Here is a 20,457-nt window from a genome sequence, read left to right on the forward strand (position 1 = left end):
TACAAATGTATCATAAAACTTAGAATAATTAAATATTGACAGAGGTTTAGTTTTTAATAATTTTATTTAATCTTTGTAAGATAATGTAAAGATCGTGAAGAAGATAGTATTTTTGATTTTGTCATCCTTGTTTTTTATACCTGTTTTTGCTCAAAAAGCGCGTAAATATTCCAATGAGTTTTTGAATATAGGTGTAGATGCGGCTTCTATGGCAATGGCAAACAGTGTTGTGGCATCTGTGGATAATGTAAATGCGGTGTATTGGAATCCGGCAGGATTAATGCAGCTTCAAAGCAAGCAGATAGCTCTGATGCATGCGAGCTATTTTGCTAATATTGCACAATATGATTACGGAGCATTTGCCATGCCTATTGACGAAAAGAGTGCAGTTGGATTTTCGATAATCCGCTTTGGAGTAGACGATATTATGGATACGACAGAATTGATTGATCAAAACGGAAATATTGATTATAATAGAATAAATATGTTTTCGGCAGCAGATTACGCATTTGCCATTTCCTATGCGCGTAACACGCCAATTGAAGGATTGAGTTATGGAGCAAATGCAAAAGTAGTCAGACGGATTATTGGTAAATTTGCTAATTCTTGGGGATTTGGATTTGATGCAGGATTACAATATCATTCCAAATCAGGATGGCAGCTGGGAGTAATGGCAAGAGATATAACCACTACATATAATATGTGGAGCATTAATAAAAAAGAATTTGAAAAAATAAGCAATGCTATTCCTGATCAAAATCAAGAATTACCTGAAACAACCGAAATCACGCTTCCCAAGCTTCAATTAGCGGGAGCAAGAAAATTTTATTTTAATAAGGATTTTTCCGTTCTCACTGCTTTAGGTTTAAATGTGGAATTTGCCGAGACCAAAGCAATAATATCTACTAAAGGATTTAGTCTCTATCCAACTTTTGGAGTAGAGTTTGCATATACGGATTTGGTATATGTACGAGGAGGAATTGGTAATTTTCAAAAAAATATGCAGCTCGACGGTGTGGAAAAAGTAGAATTTCAACCTAATATCGGTATTGGATTTCACTACAAAGGCATTCAGATAGATTATGCTTTAACGGATATTGGAGATCAAAGTGCTGCTATATATTCCAATATTTTTTCTTTAAAACTGGATTTAGATATTTTTAGCAAATAAAAAATGAAAAGATATATATTGTTTTTTTTACTTCTATTGTGCTCGCCGATTTGGAGTGCAAAAAATGAAGAACCGCTTTCTGATACTGCTCAAATTAGTATTTTAACTTGTGGGACGGGAGAAGAATTGTACGCTCTTTTCGGACATACTGCTATTCGGGTTTCTGATCCGATGCAGGGAATTGACAGGGTATATAACTATGGGTTGTTTGATTTTCTCACCCCTAATTTTTACGGTAAATTCGTAAAAGGCGATTTGTTATATTTTGTAGATTACGATACGTACAAAAACTTTTTAATAAGCTATATATACGACGACAGAACTGTTTATGAACAGATTTTAGATTTGAACGATCAACAAAAACAAATCGTTTGGAATGAATTAAATGAATCTTTATCTGAAAACAATAAATATTACATTTATAAATTTATCGATCAAAACTGTACCACTAAAGTAGTAGATATTGTCAATAATACGCTGGAGGTACCTTTGCGTACGACAGTGGAAGGAAACACCGCTTCATATCGAAAGATACTGAATACATATTTGCATAATCGGTATTTTGAAATGTTAGGAATCAATCTGATATTCGGTTCAAAAGTGGACAAAAAATCAGATTTGCTGTTTTTACCCGATAAGTTTATGAATGCGCTGGCATTGACTTCGGTAGCCGGAAAACCATTAGTAAAAGAAACACTGACCGTTTTTGAAGCCAGGCAGGGAAATCACACAGCTTGGTGGAATACGTTTATTTTTGCGTTAGTGCTTTCGGGAGGACTGATCGTATTGGGAAGATATAAAATAGCTCGTTACACTTATTTTTTCATTTTTGGATTACTGGGCGTTTTCTTTTTCGCTGTTGGATTTTATTCTTTGCATAAGGAACTGCTGGATAACAACAGTATATTATTGTGTAATCCGCTTTTGGTATTTATACCTTTTTTAAAATGGAATAAAAAACTATACAGTATTGTGTTTGGAATTCCGCTTCTGCTTTTTATTGCTCTTAATATTACTTCAGAAAAACTTTGGATTAGTTTACCGGTAATTTTATTAATTTTGTTTAGTTTATTATTTGAAATATACTTTTTTAATTTTAAATTAAATACAAATAAGAAATAATACTTAAATAAAGAATTATGTTTTCGTTTTTTAAGACAAAGCCGCTTTTAAAACATTTGATTCCTCAAAATTTTGTAGATATACACTCACATTTATTGTTTGGAATCGATGACGGAGCAAAAGATAAAGAAAATACCAAAGAACTCCTTTTAAATTTAAAGCAATTGGGATTTGAACAAGCTATAACTACTCCTCATACTACTCCATTAGTATGGGATAACACCAAAGAACAGATTTTAGCAAAATATGAAGAAGTAAAAAGTGTTTTACCTGTTGAAACGAAGGCTTTAAATTTGAGGGTTGCTTCGGAATATTTGATGGACGAAAGTTTTTTACATCGGTTAGAAAACGAAAAGCTATTAACATTAAAAGACAATTACGTTTTAGTGGAAATGTCTTATATGAATCCTCCGGTTCAATTATACGATATTTTATTTCAGTTAAAATCCAGAGGTTATGATATTGTATTAGCGCATCCTGAACGTTATAATTTTTATCATCAAAACGAAGAAGCTTATAAAAAATTAAAACGGACAGGCTGTAAATTTCAGATGAACTTATTATCGGTAACCGGCTATTACGGTAATCACGTTTTAGAAGCAGCAAATCATCTGCTCGATGGAGATATGATAGATTTTGTAGGTTCCGATATTCACCATGTAAGACATGTTAAAGCTTTTGAAAATAAGATACAGATTAAAAATGTACAAAATTTTGAAAAAGCAATCCAGAACAATCAATTTTTTAGAATATAAACTTTTAAATTTTGGAGAATACTTCCCAAATTATATTGGATAATAACTTATAATAGATAATTGGGGTTCTCTTTTACTTTTTGATTTAAAGTTTCTGTTGTCTATTAATTTAGACACGCTTATGAACAATAATAATTGCACTATAATAATACTACCAATAATTTTTTTCATCTAATAATTAAAAACAACGTTTTAATAGCTAGATATTTATAATATTAAGGAAGAATAGTTGTCTAAAAAGAAGGTGTAAATTATGCTAAATAAGCATATTTACTGCAATTTACTCGGATTTGGTTGGTCTGAATTGAATAAAAAAGTTTATTTTTGAGATTCAATTAATAAAATAGAAAAATGAAAGAACTGATCGAAAAAATCAATGCAGAATTTGAATCATTCAAATTAGAATCGGGAGAACAAGCAGAAAAAGGAAACAAGGCCGCAGGTACAAGAGCACGAAAAGCAACTTTAAACTTAGAGAAGTTGTTAAAAGAGTTTAGAAAAACCTCTTTAGAAGCATCTAAAAATTAAATTAAAAATCCGCTGAAATTTCAGCGGATTTATTAAATTGTTCTCTTATAGAATTCTATAAGTTATATTGAAAGGGATGTTTGAAAACAAAAAAGCTACCATTGGCAGCTTTTTTGTTTTATCATCTTTGTTTTAGTTGTTTATTGTTGAACAACTTCACCTTTAATTCTTAAAGGAATAATTCCTTTTTCATAATTAGCAGCATTGGATTCAACAGTAATTGTACGGCTGATTCTTCCTACTGACATATTGTATTTTACGTCAATTTTACCTGTTTTTCCCGGTAAAATCGGTTCAGTTGGTTTGGAAGGCACTGTACAACCGCAAGTAGAACGAACATTTGTGATAATCAAAGGCTCATCTCCTGTGTTAGTGAACTCAAACGATCTTAAGCCGTCGTCCTGACCTTTAACTACAGTTCCGTAATCAATCGTGTTGTTTTCTGCTGCAAACTCGATTTTAGGACCTTGTTGTGCAAAAGAAATAGCACTGGTCAATACTAAAGCTAATAATGCAAATAATTTTTTCATTGTAAAAATCTTTTTGTTGATTCGTAAAATTATAAACTTTTAAAAATAAAACAAATTTTTTATTGTAATCCTTCTGTCAGATTACTTTCATAATTCGTGACTTATGGCTATTTTTGCCTGTTACAAATATATAAAAAAAGGAATTATAGATTTTATTTTAAAAGATAAAAATGAATAGTTGTTAATTCTTTTTTAATATAGCTGATGTGTTAAAAATAAATAAAATACGTAATTAGATGACAGTTCCTGCGCAATTTGACGCTAAAGAAGTAGAGCAAAAGTGGTATCAATACTGGATGGAAAATAAATATTTCTACTCAGTGCCTGATCAGAGAGAGCCTTATACAATTGTAATTCCTCCGCCGAATGTGACAGGAGTATTGCATATGGGGCATATGCTAAATAACACAATACAAGATGTGCTGATACGCCGTGCAAGATTAAAAGGACTCAACGCTTGTTGGGTGCCCGGTACGGATCACGCTTCTATTGCTACCGAAGCAAAAGTCGTCGCTAAATTGAAAGAGCAGGGAATTAATAAGCATGATTTATCGCGCGAGGAATTTTTGACACATGCCTGGGATTGGACGAATGAATATGGTGGAGTTATTTTGGAACAGCTTAAAAAACTGGGATGCTCATGTGATTGGGACAGAACTAAATTTACAATGGATCATGAAATGTCTGAGCAAGTTCTCAAAACATTTGTGGATCTGTATAACAAAGGACTAATTTACCGCGGTTATCGCATGGTAAACTGGGATCCGGAGGCTAAAACAACCCTATCTGACGAAGAAGTTATTTACGAAGAGCGTCAGGGGAAACTTTATCATGTCAATTATCAAATTGAAGGAAGCGAAGAATATTTGACTATTGCCACTACACGTCCCGAAACTATTTTGGGAGATACTGCAATTTGTATAAATCCCAATGATGAAAGGTATAGTCATTTAAAAGGGAAAAAAGCCATTGTTCCGATATGCAATCGCGTTGTACCTATTATTTTTGACGAGTATGTGGATGTAGAATTTGGAACGGGATGCTTAAAAGTAACGCCAGCCCATGATATTAATGATAAAAATTTGGGTGAACGCCATAATCTGGAAATCATAGACATCTTTAATCCTGATGCTACTTTAAACGATTTCGGAATGCATTACAAAGGAAAAGATCGCTTTGTGGTTCGCAAGGAAATTGAAAAAGAGCTTTCTGAAATAGGTGCTTTGGCAAGAGTAGAAGATTACGTCAATAATGTTGGAACATCCGAGAGAACAAAAGCGGTTATTGAGCCAAGGCTGTCTGACCAATGGTTTTTGAAAATGGAACAATTGACAAAACCAGCATTAGCAGCTGTACTGGATACAGAAATAATCAAATTGTATCCGAGCAGATATAACAATACGTATAAAAGCTGGCTGGAAAATATTCACGATTGGAATATTTCCCGTCAATTGTGGTGGGGACATCAGATTCCAGCTTATTATTACGGAGATAGTAAGGAGGATTTTGTAGTAGCCGAAACGAAAGAAAAAGCTTTGGAACTGGCACGTACAAAATCAGGAAATGCAGACTTATCGGTAGAAAACTTAAAGCAAGATGAAGATGTATTGGATACCTGGTTTTCTGCATGGCTCTGGCCTATGTCTGTTTTTAACGGTATTTCCTGTCCCGATAATAAAGAGTTTAACTATTATTATCCTACCAATGATCTGGTAACCGGTCCGGATATTATCTTTTTCTGGGTTGCGCGTATGATTATGGCAGGTTATGAATATACCGGTAAAAAACCTTTTACGAATGTTTATTTTACAGGAATTGTACGAGATAAACTGAGAAGAAAAATGTCTAAATCATTAGGAAACTCACCTGATGCTTTAGGTTTGATTGACAAATTTGGAGCAGATGGCGTACGGGTAGGATTGCTGCTTTCCGCTTCGGCAGGGAATGATATTCTGTTTGATGAAGAATTGTGTGCGCAAGGAAAAGCATTTACTAATAAAGTGTGGAATGCTTTCAGGTTGATAAAAGGATGGGAAGTTGATTCTGCTATTGCACAACCCGATTACGCTAAGGTGGCATTAGAATGGTATGAAACCAAGTTGCAAAAAACACTGGTTGAAATTGAAGATTACTTTGACAAATATAGAATTTCAGATGCATTGATGTATATCTATAAATTAGTTTGGGATGATTTTTGTTCATGGTTTCTTGAAATGATTAAGCCAGGATATCAACAGCCTATAGATGCAGTAACGTATGCTAAGACAATTGAATTGTTGGAAGCAAACCTGAAATTATTACACCCTTTTATGCCGTTTTTATCAGAAGAAATCTGGCAGCATATTAAAGAGCGCTCAGCTAAAGAAGCTTTAGTAGTTTCTGCATGGCCGCAAGTAAAGTCGTTTAATGAAGATTTAATTAAAGGATTTGAATTTGTAACTGAGGTTATTGCAGGTATAAGAACAGTCAGAAAAGACAAAAATATTCCGTTTAAAGAAACAATTGAGCTTAAAGTACTGAATAACGAAAAATCGCCGTCTTATTTTGATGTAATTATTTCAAAACTAGGAAATATTGCTTCTTTGGAGTATGTAACAGAGCAGGTAAGCGGAGCATTGTCGTATCGAGTAAAATCAAATGAATATTTTATTCCTGTAACAGGAAGCGTAAATGTAGAAGAAGAAATTGAAAAACTGGAAGCAGAACTAAAATATCTGCAAGGCTTTTTAAAAGCAGTACGGGGAAAGCTGTCCAATGAAAAATTTGTTGGCGGAGCTCCTGCTCAGGTGGTAGATAACGAACGCAAAAAAGAAGCAGATGCACTGGCAAAAATTGCAACTATCGAGCATAGTTTGGCAGGGTTAAAGTAAAACATAAAAAAGAGCTGTCAAATACAGCTCTTTTTTTTATCTTCGGATGTTATGAAAATTAATTTGCATACTCACACCTTTACTGATAGTAAAAATGGTATTGAGATTGTTAATCAATATCCCAATCGATTAGATACTTCAATCAAATATTTTTCTGTTGGAATTCACCCCTGGTATATCGTTGAAAATAAAATAGAAAAAGAATTGCAACTCATGAAAGAGACATTAAATCATCCTAATTGTTTGGCAATCGGAGAATGCGGATTAGACAAAAAAATTGATTTACCGTTAAAAATACAGGTCGAAGTATTTAAGAAGCAACTGAAACTTGCAGAAAAATATAAAAAAGCAGTAATTTTGCACGTCGTTTCAGCGTATCAGGAAATTATCAGTTTGAAAAAGGAAATGAAAATAAGCAACCCATTGATTATTCATGGATTTAATAAGAAAAAACAGGTTGCAGAATCACTTTGGAAAAACGGATTTTACTTGTCTTTTGGCAAAGCTCTTGTTGATAACGAACAGGTGCAGGAAGCGTTTTTGAATACTCCGGAGAATCATGTTTTTTTGGAAACGGATGATTCTGAAGTAACTATAGAAGCTGTTTATGAAAAGGCAATTGCGTTGAAGCCCAATATAGAGATGCTGATAGAAAAAAACTTTTCTAAACTTTTTAAAATTTAAAAAAGGCAGATAAAAATAGATAAAATGGCAGTTTGGCAAGAAAGAGCAGAATTACTTTTTAAAGAAGAAGGTCTTCAAAAATTGAAAAAAGCAAAAGTAATGGTTGTCGGAATGGGAGGAGTAGGATCATTTGCGGCAGAATTTTTAGCAAGAGCAGGCGTTGGGAGCATGACTATTGTGGATGGTGATACTGTGGATATTACAAATATCAACAGGCAGCTTCCGGCGTTGCATTCTACTATCGGGAAGGCTAAAGTGCAAATTGTAGGGGATCGGTTGATGGATATCAACCCCGAATTGAATTTAGTAAAGATAGAAGAATTTATTTCACCTGAAAGAGCACACGAAATTATAACTGAGGATTTTGATTATATCTTAGATTGTATTGACAGTATTACTCCTAAAGTAAACCTTATTTTGGCGGCAAAGCGGAAACGAGTAAAAGTTATCAGTGCCATGGGAGCAGGAGGGAAGATGCAGGCATCTAAAATAGTTATTAAAGATATTGCTAAAACAGACGTTTGTCCATTGGCCAAACAAATTAGAAAACGCTTAAAGAAAGAAGGAATTTCTTCGGGAGTCAAAGCTGTGTTTTCTAAAGAAAAACCAGATGAAAGCAGTCTGAAAATGACAGACGGAACTAATTTTAAAAAATCATTTTTCGGAACTAACAGTTGGATTCCTGCCTTATTTGGTCTGCATTCTGCAGAATACGTAGTACGCTATATTCTATCAAAAGAATAATTACAAATACTAAAATGAGTTATTTTAGCCGGAAGTTTTTCCGGTTTTTTGTGTCTGACACAAAATTTTGAGAAATCTATCTTTACTGATTGAACAGAAAGATATATACTAACTAAAAATAAGCTTATCTTTGTGTAACAGATTATATATTTTGAACGAGATGAAGGCAGATGTATTAGAAAAAGAATTGCTCAGTAAAAATATAAACCCTACAGCTATGCGCTTGTTGGTTTTGAAATTTTTTAAACAACAGCATAAGGCAGTTACATTAGGAGATATTGAAGCAGGTTTTGATCAGTCGGACAGAGTAACTCTTTACAGAACGGTAAAAACATTTGAGAGTAAAGGACTGATTCATAGTATAACTTCTAATAATGTTACGCAGTATGCGTTGTGTAACTCGGATTGTAACGAAAAAAAACATCGTGATACACATGTACATTTTGTCTGCCGGAATTGCGGACAGACAATTTGCTTAACTCAGGTTTTAATTCCAGACGTTGAAGTGCCTGCGGCGGGTTTTGTAGTGGATGATGTTGAAATGGTATTTAAAGGCGTTTGTGCAGACTGTGAACTGTAATCAACGGTTTTTAGATATGTTTTCAACAATATTAACCGCATGAATTCTTGAGTTTTCAATAAACCAGGTATGTGTGTTTAAACCGCCGCAAACAACTCCAGCTAAATATAAATTGGAGATATTGGTTTCCATTGTTTCAGTATTGTATATAGGAATGTTGGTTATTAAGTCAGCAACTCCCACACCGATTTTTCTTAAAAAGTCAAAATCAGGTCGATATCCTGTAAGAGCCAATACAAAATCATTGGGTAAAGTGATTTTTCCGGTCGGACTATCAACAGTAACAGTGTTAATATCTATCTTAGTCAGGTTACTGTTAAATAAAGCATGTATACTCCCTTCAGCAATTCGGTTTTCGATGTCTGGTTTTACCCAATATTTTACATGTGAACTTATAGCAGAATCCCGGATTATCATAGTTACTTTTGCTCCTTTTCGGTAACATTCTAAAGCAGCGTCAACAGAAGAATTGCTTGCACCAACTACTACTACGTTCATTCCTGCATAAAAATGAGGGTCTTTGTAGTAATGAGATACTTTGGGTAAATCCTCTCCCGGTATATTTAACAGATTAGGAATGTCGTAAAATCCCGTAGCAATAATTGTGTTAGCAGCCGTATAAGTGTTTTTGGAAGTTTGTATAACAAATATATTATATTCATTTTTTTGTATATCTATAACCGTTTCAAACAAGTGAATATTTAAACCATTAGATACGGCAACTCTTCTATAATATTCTAAAGCTTCATTTCGTCTGGGTTTTTTTTCAATACTGATAAAAGGAATTTCATTTAATTCCAGTAAGTCTGAAGAAGAAAAAAACTGCATATTGACAGGATAATTATATAGAGAATTAACCAGACAGCCTTTTTCTATAATAAGATAAGATAATCCTTTTTTTTCGGCTTCTAAACCACAAGCAAGTCCAATTGGTCCGCCACCTACGATGACAATATCAAAATGTTCCATTTTTATACTTTTACAAGAGCTGATAATGAATACAAAAAGATCTTTTAAATAATTTTAGATGCAGTTTATTGTAAATGACAAAGCGGCTCTTACAGCCGCTTTGTTTATTATCTAAAAATATTGTTATTCTGTAATTTTGTCAGCAGTAAGGAAAATGCCGATTTCCATATCTTTGCTGATTCCCCATTCAGCCGGATTTAATGCCGCACCCGAATCTTTATCTGTTGTTCCGAACACTAATCCCCATTCAGAACGATCAGCGATAAAATTAGCCTCCATTGTAGCTTTATTGTCGGTAATGGTAACTTTTGCAGGAAAAGTAATATTAACTGTTTTTTCTAAAATAGTTAAATTTCCACTTATCAATTTATTTGCTCCTTCAACAGCACTTTGATTTGAAGCTGGATTAAAATCTTCTACTTTTGTTATTTTAAAAACAACTGTAGGGTGTTTTTCAACATCAAAAAAGTCTGGGCTTTTTAGGTGTCCACCAAGTTTTTCAACATCTTCGTCTTTGTCAACAGAAGCTCTGTCCGGAGAAATGCTATTCATATCTACAACATAAGAGCCCGCATTTAATCCGGAAGCGTCAATGGCAATATCTCCAGATTCGATTGCAAGTTTTCCCCATCTTGGATTTAATCCTCCTTTGTGCCCTACTTTCCAGGTTACATAGCTTTCTGTAAGATTTACAGCAAATTTGTCTCCTTTTTCAACCGCTACTTCTTGTTCTGTAGTAGTGGTAGCTTTGTCGGCATTTTTATTTCCGCATGAGGAAAGAGAAACCATAGCTAAAACAGCTAGCGACAATACAATTTTTTTCATATTATAATTAATTTATTGTGAAGCGAAAATACAATAGACAAAATAAATAAGCAATTAATTGAGAGAAAATAACAATTTAATTAATCTAGATTAAGATTTTGTACTATTAAATTATTGCATACGTTGTAAAATAGAAAAAAAGCCAGCATGGTGAAAAAGCTGGCTTAATCATAATTTTAAAATATTATTATTCTGCAATCAATTTTCCTTGCATTAGAGCAAAGTGAGCAGGGAAAGTGCATAAAAAGTCATAAGTACCGGCTTCTGTAATTGTAAATTCAATTGTGTCTGATTCTCCGCCTCCTAAAACTTTGGTATGGGCAACTACGTTTTCTTTTCCATTTTCAGGAATGTAATCTGTAGCTGTAGCTTGGGCAGCTTCTGTAGCAAAAGCGGTCATATCTGTGCCTTGCGCAAGCAAAACCCAATTGTGCCCCATTACGCTTTTATCCATTTTACCTGTATGTTTTAAAGTCAAGATGATCTTTTCTCCTACAGGAACGCGGATTTCGTTTTTGTTAAACTTCATTTGATCGTCTCCTGAAATTGAAATTTTAACCCCTTGATTCTCTTCTTTGGCGGGAGTCTCTGTCTGCGTTTCAGGCGTGGTTGTTGTATTGTCTTTTTTCTTGTCACCACCACAAGAAATAAGCATTGTTGCACCTAGTGTGAATGCTAAAAGATAATTTAATTTTTTCATGCTATTTTAATTAAAAATATAGTTATTGATAAAGATACGATTAAAAACAAGAATTTATGAATTTTATAAAAGATAAATAGGTTATATTTCTTTAAAAGTAGAAATAGCATTCATCATTTCTGTACCTTGCCAGTCTTTGTTTTTTTCAGTAGTCCAAGAAATAATTTGGTAATTTGCTTTTTTGCCTTCTATAATAGTCTGAATCATAAACATGACGGCTTTTCCCTGATTCATTTTTAATTCAAAGAGTTTGCCGTTTAAGCCGTTTATCTTTACGTTGTCTTCCTTTAAAACCTCATATTCAGGTCTTTTTTCATAAGTAGCTTTTGCTTTAGCAACGTAGGTGTTAAAATCCATATTTGTTTCTTTTGGATCGTCTTTTACAACCAAATAAGTTTGTAAAAAAGTATTTCCATATTGTAAATCAGCACCTTCATATAGGTCTTCCATTTTTGCGAGGTTACCGGGTATTTCGATACTGTACAGATCTTTTACATCTACAGTTTGAGGAGGTTGAACTTTTTGATTACAACTAACAGTTAGAAAAAGGATCAGACAAACTGAAAAAAAATTGGTTTTCATGATGCTCAGCAATTAAAGATTATAAACGTAAAGGTACGTTAAAATATGACGAAATACAGATTCTAAAAGTGAAAAAATAAAAAAAACAAGCTTTTTTATTGTCTGTTCTGCCTAAAAAAGAGTAAATTAGTGGAATAAGAATTAAAAAGGAGAGATTATGGGAAAAACAGTATTGATGTTAGCAGGAGACTTTGTTGAAGATTATGAAGTTATGGTACCGTATCAGGCATTATTGTCTGTAGGCGTAAAAGTAGATGTGGTTTGTCCGGGAAAAAGAAAAGGAGAAGTAATAGCAACTGCAGTACACGATTTTGTTGGTTTTCAGACTTATGCAGAAACAAGAGGACACAATTTTGTAATTAATAAAACTTTTGAAGATGTAAAACTGGAAGACTACGACGGATTATATGTATGTGGCGGACGCGCTCCGGAATATATACGCTTGAATAAGAGAGTGATTGAAATAGTTCAGTCTTTTTTTGAAAAGAAACTGCCTGTAGCAGCAATCTGTCACGGAATTCAGGTGTTGACGCCTGCAAATGTATTACAAGGAAGAACGCTGACGGCTTATCCTGCAATTGGTCCGGATATAACCGTGGCAGGAGGTATTTATAAAGAAGTGGATGCAGATAAAGCTGTAGTAGATGACAATCTGGTAACTTCGCCGGCATGGCCTGGACATCCTGCGATTTTAAAGGAATTCTATAGGATTTTAGGCATTACTATCGCTTAAAGTATAACCAAAGTAGCTGATATGCGGTGTTGATAAATAAGAAGTGAATAAAACATTTCTTATTTTAGCATCGCAAATTTTTTATATATGATTACAGAAAAACAATTTAAACAGGAACTGGATATAATTATTACAAATGCGATAAGAGAAGATATCGGAGATGGCGATCATAGTTCTTTGGCGTGTATTCCGACATCAGCGCAGGGCAAAGCAAAACTTTTGGTAAAAGAAGCAGGTGTTATTGCCGGTGTGCAGTTTGCTAAAATGGTTTTTAAATATGTAGATCCTGATTTAGTTGTAGAAGAACTTATTTCCGATGGTAAACAAGTGCAGAAAGGTGACCTCGTGTTTTTTGTATCCGGTGCCTCTCAATCTATTTTAAAAGCCGAGCGCCTGGTGTTAAATGCAATGCAGAGAATGAGCGCAATTGCTACTAAAACCAAAACTTTTGTCGACTTGCTTGAAGGAACAAAAACTAAAATTTTGGATACAAGAAAAACAACCCCCGGTATAAGAGCCCTAGAAAAATGGGCAGTAAAAATTGCGGGAGGAGAAAATCACAGGTTTGCTCTGTACGATATGATTATGCTGAAAGACAATCACATTGATTTTGCCGGAGGGATAAAAGAAGCTATAGAAAAAACAAATGCATACTTGAAAACCAATAATAAAGACTTGAAGATTATTGTAGAGGCTAGAAATTTAGATGAAGTGAGCCAAATCCTTGCTTGTGATAATGTTTACAGAATCTTATTAGATAACTTTGACTATCAAATGACCCGTGAAGCAGTAGCTTTGATAGGAAACAAGTGCCAAACGGAATCTTCCGGAAATATTGATGAAAATACAGTGAGAGAATACGCCCTTTGCGGTGTGGATTATGTATCGTCCGGAGCATTGACTCATTCGGTATATAATATGGATTTAAGCTTAAAAGCCGTGATGTAAATAACAATAGAGGATGTCCGAAGAAATCGAAAAACAATTAGAGCATATTCCCGTTATCAATAAATTGGTTCGGCTGACAAAGGGCGTCCGTTTTTCGATGTTGGAGGGATATTCGCTCTACGATTTAATGGAACTTTATATTTTAGGAATAGTAAAAGGTGCTTTTTCGTATCGGGCGGGTTCTATTGCGTTCAGTTTTTTTATGGCGCTTTTTCCATTCGCGCTGTTTATATTAAATTTAATACCTTACATCCCGATTGACAATTTTCAGCATGATTTTATGCAGTTTATTGCTAATTCGGTTCCTCCGAATACATTTGGAGCAATTGAATCTATTTTGGACGATATCATGAACAACAGTTATCGCTCTTTATTGTCCTCGGGGGTACTGTTGTCTATATTTTTGATGACGAATGGTATTTTTGCCATTATTGGGGGATTTGAGTCTTCTTATCATATTTCGATTTCCAGAAATATTATCCGGCAATATATAGTAGCCTTGGGACTTTCTGTTTTGCTGGCATTTACCTTAATTTTTTCAGTAGCTTTTTACGTGGTTTTAGAAATTTTGATGTACAAATCTAATATAGACTCTATGTTAATTCAGTGGTCTCGGAGTGTTTATCTTTTAATCGTAGTACTGTTTACCACATCCATATTGTACAAATTCGGGGCAAAAGAAACCAAGGGAATGTCTTTTATTTCTGTAGGTTCTGTTTTTACTACTATTCTCTATGTGCTTACTTCTTATTTATTCAGTGTATATGTTTTGCGGTTTGCCCGATATAACGAGTTGTACGGCTCTATAGGAACGCTTTTAGTAGTAATGTTTTATCTTTGGATAAACTGTATGATTTTATTAATGGGATTTGAGCTAAATCTGGCTATAAGTAAATTAAAGTCAAAAAAATAGTTATATTTGATATATTATAACCAATAAAAAAGTGAAAAATATGACAAAGTTTTTGATGACGACAGCCGTTTTTGTCGGCTCTGTTTTATTTGTGAGTGCACAAAGCGTGACAGGAAAATGGCGAACAATTGATGATAATACTGGTAAAGAAAAATCGATTGTTGAAATTTATGAAGAAAACGGGAAGTATTTTGGCAAGATAGTTCAGCTTTTAAATCCGACCAAGAAAAATCCAACTTGTGATGCATGTCCGGGAGATGACAAAGGAAAACCAATAGAAGGACTGGTAATCATAAAAGACTTACAAAAAAAAGGAGATGAATATACAGGAGGAAAAATAACAGATCCCCAGTCAGGAAAACAATATAAATGTACTATAAAACTTAACGGAAAAGATAAATTAGATGTCCGAGGATATGTAGGAATTTCACTTATTGGAAGAACGCAAACCTGGCTCAAAGAATAGAACAAAAAAACCGAAGTAAAATCCTTCGGTTTTTTTATTTAAAAACAAGTGTAACAAAAAAGAGCTTTGTGCTACCAATAAATAAAGATTAAAAAATAAAGATATGGAATTGGTTATTAAAAATTTGAGCAAAACCTATAAAAACGGCGTTAAGGCAATAGATGATTTAAATATTGAGATAGGATCGGGGATGTTTGGTTTATTGGGACCAAACGGTGCCGGAAAATCATCACTGATGAGAACCATTGCCACTTTGCAAAAACCGGACAGTGGAAGTATATTTTTTGGCGACATTAATGTGTTGGAACAACCAATGGATTTTAGAAAGATACTTGGATATTTACCACAGGATTTTGGAGTTTATCCCAATATGTCGGCGATGGATTTATTGGATTATTTTGCACGATTAAAAGGAATAGCGAATTCCAATCAGCGCAAAGAAATTGTCGATAGCGTATTGGAAGTAACTAATTTATACGAAGTGAGGCGAAAAAATGTAAGTGGATATTCCGGCGGAATGAAACAGCGTTTCGGTATAGCACAGTTATTGCTGAACGATCCAAAATTGATTATAGTGGATGAACCGACCGCAGGCTTAGACCCTGCCGAAAGACACCGTTTTCTCAATGTATTAAGAGAGATAGGAAATAATAACACTGTTATTTTTTCGACTCACATTGTAGATGATGTAAATGAATTATGCCATGAAATGGCAATTTTAAACGGTGGAAAACTGCTGGAAAGAAGTACGCCAAAAGAAGCCGAGCAAAAGTTGGAAGGCACTATCTGGAGTAAGGAAACTTCGCGGGAAGAGGCAGAAATTTTAAATCAGGAATTGACTATTTTATCAGGTAAATACAATCAGGATAATCAGTTGATAATTAGAGCGTATTCCAAAGAATCACTTGCCGAAGATGGTTTTGTTCAGGTTAAACCCAATTTAGAAGATGTTTATTTTGTAGCACTTAAAAACGATTAGGTTATGTTTGGAACTATCTTTTCTTTTGAGCTTAAACGATGGTTTAAGAACTGGGTGTTTTATTTGTATCTGGCTGTTTTTTTTGGAATGGGTTTTTTAACGATGGCAAGTGCTATAGGTGTTTTTGACAGAGTTACGGTTACAACTACTTCCTTAATGCATATGAATTCGCCTTATATGCTCAATAGCTTTATAGAAGGATTTAATAATCTGTTGTATTTTTTATTCCCCTCTATTATCGGAGCGTCAATATATAGAGATTATCAGTATAATGCACATCATATTCTGTATTCCTATCCGTTTTCCAAATCAGATTATTTACTGGGTAAATTTTTAAGCTCTTTTCTAATAACGCTGCTTATTAGTTTGTCAATCGGTGCAGGGATTTTTATTGCTACCTTTTTACCGTGGGCAAATGAACAGTTAATAGGAACAAATCACTTGTGGAGTTATGTACAGGTTTATTTGATGAATGTGATTCCGAACATGATATTTATCGGCGTAATCGTTTTTGTAGTAACTACTTTGTCTAGAAGTGTTTATGTGGGGTTTGTTTCGGTTGTGATTCTGTTGATTCTACAAGGAATAATTAACGGATTAACCGGAGATATGAATAATGAACAGCTTGCAGCTTTGCTTGAACCGTCGGGAATGGAAGCAATTAATTATTATACAAAATACTGGACTGTTGATGAGTATAATTTTAACAATCTTCCGTTAGAAAAATGGTATATTTTAAACCGCTTAATCTGGATGGGAGTGGCTGTTTTATTTTTGGTTGTTTTAGGAAAATTATTTGCCTTTTCACAGCAAACGGTGAGTATTAGTTTTAGAAAAAAACAAAAAGGAGAACGTTTGGTAAAAAACAACTTTGTAGGACTTGCTCGTATTGTACTTCCTAAGGTTGATTATAATTTTTCAAGAAAGACTCAATGGGTAAATGTGATTAATTTTACTAAATTGGATTTTAAATATTTGGCAAAAAATAAAGTCTTTATGATTTTAGTGGGATTGGGTATTTTGATGATGGTTTTAGTATCTTCTTCCAGTTCCATGTTGTTCGGTACATCTATCTACCCTGTAACAAGGGTGATGTTATTATTACCAGGCTCTACTTTTAAAATAGTTATTTTAGTAATTACTTTTTTAGGGGCAGGTTTATTGGTTCATAGAGGGAAATTGACAAAGATGGATTTGTTGGTCGACTCTACGGCTGTGCCAAATTGGGTGTTGTTTACCTCTAAGCTGCTGGCTTTGGTTTGTATTCAGGCAACGCTATTATTAGTAGTAATGGCAGGCGGAATTTTGATTCAGTCATATCATGAGTATTACAATTTTGAAATAGGCTTATACCTTCAAACGCTTTTGGGTATTGACTGGATTTGGTATATTATTTGGGCAGGTTTGGCATTAGCTGTACAAACGTTTTTTAAAAATTATCTGGTTGGGTTTTTTGTGTTATTGCTCTTCTTTATGTTTGGCGGACAGTTATCTAAATTGGGAATAGAACAACGGATATTTTTCTTCAATAAGCTTCCGAGAATGAATTATTCAGATATGAATGGTTTTGGAAGCGGTATGGCAAAATATTTTATTTATGTTTTTTACTGGATGCTTTTTATCGGCTTTTTAAGCGGTCTATCTTTATTATTTTGGAGAAGGGGAGTTTTTAGCAGTTTAAGAGAGCGCTTTTACTTTGCAAAAAAACGAGCAAAAGCTTCTATTCTTGTACCATCGCTGCTTTGTTTGATTGGATTTATTGCTTTAGGGAGTTATCTGTATTATGAAAATGCGGTTTTGAATACTTTTTATTCTGCAAAGGAAACAGAACAGTTAACAGTTGAATACGAAAAAAAATATAAAAAATATGAAAGCATGCTTCTGCCTCGTATCGTAGATGTCAAGGTGGATGTCGATTTATATCCTAAAGAGCGAAATTTTGAAGCTAAAGGTTTGTATATCTTAAAAAATAAAAATCAGCAGGCTGTAGATAGCGTATTGGTGAGTTTTAATACAGATATGCAGAGTGAAATAGAAATTAAAGGAGCTCGTCTTTTGTCCAAAGACACAATATATGGATTTAGTTTTTATCGTTTTGATCAGCCATTAGAAGCAAACGAAGAAGTAAAGATGAGTTTTGTTATTAAAAATAAACCTAACACTATATTGCGCAATAATTCCCCTGTGTTGGAAAACGGAACATTTATCAACAATAGTTTTTTCCCTTCTTTGGGGTATTCCGCAGACGGAGAGTTCACTGACGATGAAATCCGCAAAAAATATGGTTTAGCTCCTAAAGAACGCATGGCAGAACAAACAGATCAAAAAGCTTTACAGAATACATACATCAACCATGACTCGGATTGGATAACGTTTGAAACGACAGTAAGTACTTCTAAAGATCAAACGGCAATTGCGCCCGGGTATTTGCAGCGAGAATGGGAAGAAGGCGACAGGCGTTATTTTCATTATAAAATGGATCAGAAAATGTTGAATTTTTATGCTTTCAATTCAGCGAGGTACGAAGTTAAAAGAGATAAATGGAATGATATCAATATTGAAATTTATTACCGTAAAGGACATGAATACAATGTGGACAGAATGATAAAAGGGGTAAAAAAATCATTAGACTATTATACTGCCGAGTACAGTCCTTACCAGCATAAACAGGTTCGTATAATTGAGTTTCCGAATACCATGGGAACATTTGCTCAGTCTTTTGCCAATACTATTCCGTTTTCTGAATCTATTGGTTTTATTGCCGACGTGGACGAAGAAAATGAAGATGCGGTAGATTATCCATTTGCGGTTACTGCTCACGAAGTTGCACATCAATGGTGGGCTCATCAGGTAATAGGCGCTAATGTGCAGGGAGTAACGATGCTATCTGAAAGTTTGTCCGAATACAGTTCGCTTAAAGTATTGGAGCACGAGTATGGAAAAGGACAGATGCGCAAATTTTTAAAAGAAGCTCTGGATAGTTATCTGAGCGGGAGAGGAATGGAGAACAAAAAAGAAAAACCGCTGATGTATAACGAAAATCAACAATATATTCACTATAATAAAGGTTCGTTGGTTTTTTATACCTTGAGTGACTATATGGGAGAAAAAGAAATGAACAGTGTGTTGAAAAATTATATTGCTAAAACCGCGTTCCAGGAAGCCCCATTTACCACGACGGCTGAGCTTGTGGCAGATTTGAAGGCAGCTACTCCCGATTCTTTAAAATACATGATTAAAGATATGTTTGAAACCATTACGCTTTACGATAATTATGTGGATAAAGCAGAAGTAAAAGAGCTAGAAAACGGAAAATACGAAGTAAAGATAAAAGCAGTAGTGAGCAAATACAGAGCTGGAGAAAAAGGAGAAAAAATGTATGAAGACGAAAATAGAAAATCGCTGGTTTATGAAAATGAAAAGAAGGTAAAAATAGAATCATTGCCTTTGGAAGATTATATAGAAATAGGGGTTTTTGCTAAAGAAAATCTTTCAGGAAAGGACAAAACCAGTAAAGAAAAAGTCCTCTATTTGCAAAAAGTAAAAGTAACTTCTGTTGACAATGAGTTTACGGTTATTGTAGATGAAAAACCTGCAGAGGTGGGAATCGATCCTTACAATAAGTTGATTGACACCCGATCTTATGATAACAGAAAAACGGTAAAATAGATGGCTTAATTCTTAGTTTGCACAGATTAATCTGTGTGAACTTGTTTTTATCTTTGATTGCAATGAAGTAGAAATATTTCACTATTACAGAAAGACAGAGGTTGATAATAAAACAGCCCGAGATTTTAAAATCTCGGGCTGTTTTATTATAATGTTAATTAACAGGCAATAGGTACGTATTTTTTCCGTATTGATAGGTGTATTTACAAAAGGTGTTTTTATTTTATAATAAATAATTGAATTTATCTATATAAATTTTAACAAAAAACATGTATTTAGTTGTTTTTTTAATATTTTATTAAGTTTAAATAAGTTAAAGGTTTTTATTTAAAATTAATATAATGAAATATGTTAAATTAATTCTTTTTGTTTTTTTAAAAAAATATCTATAGTTTGGATTTTTAGATTTAATGTTTTGATTATTAGTGTTTTATTTTATATTTTTGGAACCAAGTGTTTTTCTTAGAATATAAAATATTAACATCAAAGATTGGCTGTATGTAAAGTAAATAAATTCAAATACACTGTATAAGGAAAAATTTGAATAGCGTAAAAGCAGTTTTTCTGTTAAAAAATGATTTGTATAGGGGGTGAACAGAGAATTAAGTTTTTGATAACAGCTTATATAAAAGGAAATATAAACGATTAAAACCTGATTGTGTATGGTAACAAACATTTTTTTAAAATTT

At 33.7% G+C, this 20,457-nt stretch carries 19 protein-coding genes; 14 read left to right on the top strand and 5 right to left on the bottom strand.

What is annotated here, in order from left to right:
• The first annotated feature begins 94 nt into the window (after nucleotides 1-94).
• The 4 genes from C8P70_RS06060 to C8P70_RS06075 all read left to right on the top strand — a co-directional run bounded on the left by C8P70_RS06060 (nucleotide 95) and on the right by C8P70_RS06075 (nucleotide 3,576).
• Entirely contained in the window at nucleotides 95-1,171 is a 1,077-nt protein-coding gene (locus C8P70_RS06060; RefSeq protein WP_133712444.1) for a putative type IX sorting system protein PorV2, read from the top strand.
• A gap of 3 nt (nucleotides 1,172-1,174) precedes the next feature.
• On the top strand, nucleotides 1,175-2,293 hold the full coding sequence (locus C8P70_RS06065) for a lipoprotein N-acyltransferase Lnb domain-containing protein (protein ID WP_133712445.1): 1,119 nt from the start codon (nucleotides 1,175-1,177) through the stop codon (nucleotides 2,291-2,293).
• A gap of 17 nt (nucleotides 2,294-2,310) precedes the next feature.
• Entirely contained in the window at nucleotides 2,311-3,048 is a 738-nt protein-coding gene (locus C8P70_RS06070) for a tyrosine-protein phosphatase (RefSeq protein WP_133712446.1), read from the top strand.
• A gap of 351 nt (nucleotides 3,049-3,399) precedes the next feature.
• A complete protein-coding gene (locus tag C8P70_RS06075) occupies nucleotides 3,400-3,576 on the top strand; it encodes a histone H1 (protein ID WP_133712447.1) in 177 nt (58 codons plus the stop codon).
• 140 nt (nucleotides 3,577-3,716) lie between these two features.
• Here C8P70_RS06075 and C8P70_RS06080 read toward each other — a convergent pair whose 3' ends face one another.
• Nucleotides 3,717-4,106, bottom strand: a complete 390-nt coding sequence (locus C8P70_RS06080) for a DUF1573 domain-containing protein (protein WP_133712448.1) — start codon at nucleotides 4,104-4,106, stop codon at nucleotides 3,717-3,719.
• A 236-nt stretch (nucleotides 4,107-4,342) separates the two neighbouring features.
• Here C8P70_RS06080 and C8P70_RS06085 point away from each other — a divergent pair, with 236 nt between their 5' ends.
• The 4 genes from C8P70_RS06085 (at nucleotide 4,343) to C8P70_RS06100 (ending at nucleotide 8,984) form a co-directional block, all read left to right on the top strand.
• Nucleotides 4,343-6,976: a valine--tRNA ligase gene (locus tag C8P70_RS06085; protein ID WP_133712449.1), complete on the top strand. Its 2,634-nt coding sequence runs from the start codon at nucleotides 4,343-4,345 to the stop codon at nucleotides 6,974-6,976.
• Nucleotides 6,977-7,027: 51 nt separating this feature from the next.
• Nucleotides 7,028-7,660 (top strand): TatD family hydrolase, encoded by a 633-nt coding sequence (locus tag C8P70_RS06090; protein WP_133712450.1) that lies wholly within the window; start codon nucleotides 7,028-7,030, stop codon nucleotides 7,658-7,660.
• 24 nt (nucleotides 7,661-7,684) lie between these two features.
• The gene (locus C8P70_RS06095; protein WP_133712451.1) at nucleotides 7,685-8,404 is read left to right on the top strand and encodes a tRNA threonylcarbamoyladenosine dehydratase; all 720 of its coding nucleotides are present in this window, start codon (nucleotides 7,685-7,687) and stop codon (nucleotides 8,402-8,404) included.
• Nucleotides 8,405-8,564: 160 nt separating this feature from the next.
• Nucleotides 8,565-8,984 carry a Fur family transcriptional regulator gene (locus C8P70_RS06100; RefSeq protein WP_133712452.1) on the top strand — a complete coding sequence of 140 codons (420 nt, stop codon included), beginning with the start codon at nucleotides 8,565-8,567 and terminating at the stop codon, nucleotides 8,982-8,984.
• Here the strand turns inward: C8P70_RS06100 and C8P70_RS06105 are convergent, their stop codons facing one another.
• The 4 genes from C8P70_RS06105 to C8P70_RS06120 form a co-directional block, all read right to left on the bottom strand.
• A complete protein-coding gene (locus C8P70_RS06105) occupies nucleotides 8,985-9,953 on the bottom strand; it encodes a YpdA family putative bacillithiol disulfide reductase (RefSeq protein WP_133712453.1) in 969 nt (322 codons plus the stop codon). It abuts the gene before it with no gap.
• 123 nt (nucleotides 9,954-10,076) lie between these two features.
• Nucleotides 10,077-10,778 carry a YceI family protein gene (locus tag C8P70_RS06110; RefSeq protein WP_133712454.1) on the bottom strand — a complete coding sequence of 234 codons (702 nt, stop codon included), beginning with the start codon at nucleotides 10,776-10,778 and terminating at the stop codon, nucleotides 10,077-10,079.
• A gap of 187 nt (nucleotides 10,779-10,965) precedes the next feature.
• A complete protein-coding gene (gene azu / locus C8P70_RS06115) occupies nucleotides 10,966-11,478 on the bottom strand; it encodes an azurin (protein WP_133712455.1) in 513 nt (170 codons plus the stop codon).
• Between the two features lie 81 nt (nucleotides 11,479-11,559).
• On the bottom strand, nucleotides 11,560-12,060 hold the full coding sequence (locus tag C8P70_RS06120) for a DcrB/PsbP domain-containing protein (protein ID WP_133712456.1): 501 nt from the start codon (nucleotides 12,058-12,060) through the stop codon (nucleotides 11,560-11,562).
• A gap of 157 nt (nucleotides 12,061-12,217) precedes the next feature.
• Here C8P70_RS06120 and C8P70_RS06125 point away from each other — a divergent pair, with 157 nt between their 5' ends.
• The 6 genes from C8P70_RS06125 to C8P70_RS06150 all read left to right on the top strand — a co-directional run bounded on the left by C8P70_RS06125 (nucleotide 12,218) and on the right by C8P70_RS06150 (nucleotide 19,768).
• Entirely contained in the window at nucleotides 12,218-12,793 is a 576-nt protein-coding gene (locus C8P70_RS06125) for a DJ-1/PfpI family protein (RefSeq protein WP_133712457.1), read from the top strand.
• 87 nt (nucleotides 12,794-12,880) lie between these two features.
• On the top strand, nucleotides 12,881-13,741 hold the full coding sequence (gene nadC, locus C8P70_RS06130) for a carboxylating nicotinate-nucleotide diphosphorylase (protein ID WP_133712458.1): 861 nt from the start codon (nucleotides 12,881-12,883) through the stop codon (nucleotides 13,739-13,741).
• Between the two features lie 13 nt (nucleotides 13,742-13,754).
• Nucleotides 13,755-14,654 carry a YihY/virulence factor BrkB family protein gene (locus tag C8P70_RS06135; RefSeq protein ID WP_133712459.1) on the top strand — a complete coding sequence of 300 codons (900 nt, stop codon included), beginning with the start codon at nucleotides 13,755-13,757 and terminating at the stop codon, nucleotides 14,652-14,654.
• A gap of 40 nt (nucleotides 14,655-14,694) precedes the next feature.
• Nucleotides 14,695-15,120 (top strand): DUF2147 domain-containing protein, encoded by a 426-nt coding sequence (locus C8P70_RS06140; RefSeq protein ID WP_133712460.1) that lies wholly within the window; start codon nucleotides 14,695-14,697, stop codon nucleotides 15,118-15,120.
• Nucleotides 15,121-15,223: 103 nt separating this feature from the next.
• Entirely contained in the window at nucleotides 15,224-16,099 is an 876-nt protein-coding gene (locus C8P70_RS06145) for an ABC transporter ATP-binding protein (RefSeq protein ID WP_133712461.1), read from the top strand.
• Nucleotides 16,100-16,102: 3 nt separating this feature from the next.
• Nucleotides 16,103-19,768 (top strand): ABC transporter permease/M1 family aminopeptidase, encoded by a 3,666-nt coding sequence (locus C8P70_RS06150; protein ID WP_133712462.1) that lies wholly within the window; start codon nucleotides 16,103-16,105, stop codon nucleotides 19,766-19,768.
• Nucleotides 19,769-20,457 lie beyond the last annotated feature (689 nt).

Origin of the sequence: Myroides indicus (assembly GCF_004364575.1) — a bacterium.
Taxonomy (GTDB): domain Bacteria; phylum Bacteroidota; class Bacteroidia; order Flavobacteriales; family Flavobacteriaceae; genus Flavobacterium; species Flavobacterium indicum_A.

Excerpts from the sequence above, each read along its gene's own strand:
- C8P70_RS06075 (WP_133712447.1), top strand. The coding sequence starts at position 3,400 with ATGAAAGAACTGATCGAAAAAATCAATGCAGAATTTGAATCATTCAAA.
- C8P70_RS06150 (WP_133712462.1), top strand. The coding sequence starts at position 16,103 with ATGTTTGGAACTATCTTTTCTTTTGAGCTTAAACGATGGTTTAAGAAC.
- C8P70_RS06095 (WP_133712451.1), top strand. The coding sequence starts at position 7,685 with ATGGCAGTTTGGCAAGAAAGAGCAGAATTACTTTTTAAAGAAGAAGGT.
- C8P70_RS06120 (WP_133712456.1), bottom strand. The coding sequence starts at position 12,060 with ATGAAAACCAATTTTTTTTCAGTTTGTCTGATCCTTTTTCTAACTGTT.
- C8P70_RS06070 (WP_133712446.1), top strand. The coding sequence starts at position 2,311 with ATGTTTTCGTTTTTTAAGACAAAGCCGCTTTTAAAACATTTGATTCCT.
- C8P70_RS06065 (WP_133712445.1), top strand. The coding sequence starts at position 1,175 with ATGAAAAGATATATATTGTTTTTTTTACTTCTATTGTGCTCGCCGATT.
- C8P70_RS06140 (WP_133712460.1), top strand. The coding sequence starts at position 14,695 with ATGACAAAGTTTTTGATGACGACAGCCGTTTTTGTCGGCTCTGTTTTA.
- C8P70_RS06100 (WP_133712452.1), top strand. The coding sequence starts at position 8,565 with ATGAAGGCAGATGTATTAGAAAAAGAATTGCTCAGTAAAAATATAAAC.
- C8P70_RS06110 (WP_133712454.1), bottom strand. The coding sequence starts at position 10,778 with ATGAAAAAAATTGTATTGTCGCTAGCTGTTTTAGCTATGGTTTCTCTT.
- C8P70_RS06090 (WP_133712450.1), top strand. The coding sequence starts at position 7,028 with ATGAAAATTAATTTGCATACTCACACCTTTACTGATAGTAAAAATGGT.
- C8P70_RS06105 (WP_133712453.1), bottom strand. The coding sequence starts at position 9,953 with ATGGAACATTTTGATATTGTCATCGTAGGTGGCGGACCAATTGGACTT.
- C8P70_RS06085 (WP_133712449.1), top strand. The coding sequence starts at position 4,343 with ATGACAGTTCCTGCGCAATTTGACGCTAAAGAAGTAGAGCAAAAGTGG.
- azu (WP_133712455.1), bottom strand. The coding sequence starts at position 11,478 with ATGAAAAAATTAAATTATCTTTTAGCATTCACACTAGGTGCAACAATG.
- C8P70_RS06080 (WP_133712448.1), bottom strand. The coding sequence starts at position 4,106 with ATGAAAAAATTATTTGCATTATTAGCTTTAGTATTGACCAGTGCTATT.
- C8P70_RS06145 (WP_133712461.1), top strand. The coding sequence starts at position 15,224 with ATGGAATTGGTTATTAAAAATTTGAGCAAAACCTATAAAAACGGCGTT.
- nadC (WP_133712458.1), top strand. The coding sequence starts at position 12,881 with ATGATTACAGAAAAACAATTTAAACAGGAACTGGATATAATTATTACA.
- C8P70_RS06135 (WP_133712459.1), top strand. The coding sequence starts at position 13,755 with ATGTCCGAAGAAATCGAAAAACAATTAGAGCATATTCCCGTTATCAAT.
- C8P70_RS06125 (WP_133712457.1), top strand. The coding sequence starts at position 12,218 with ATGGGAAAAACAGTATTGATGTTAGCAGGAGACTTTGTTGAAGATTAT.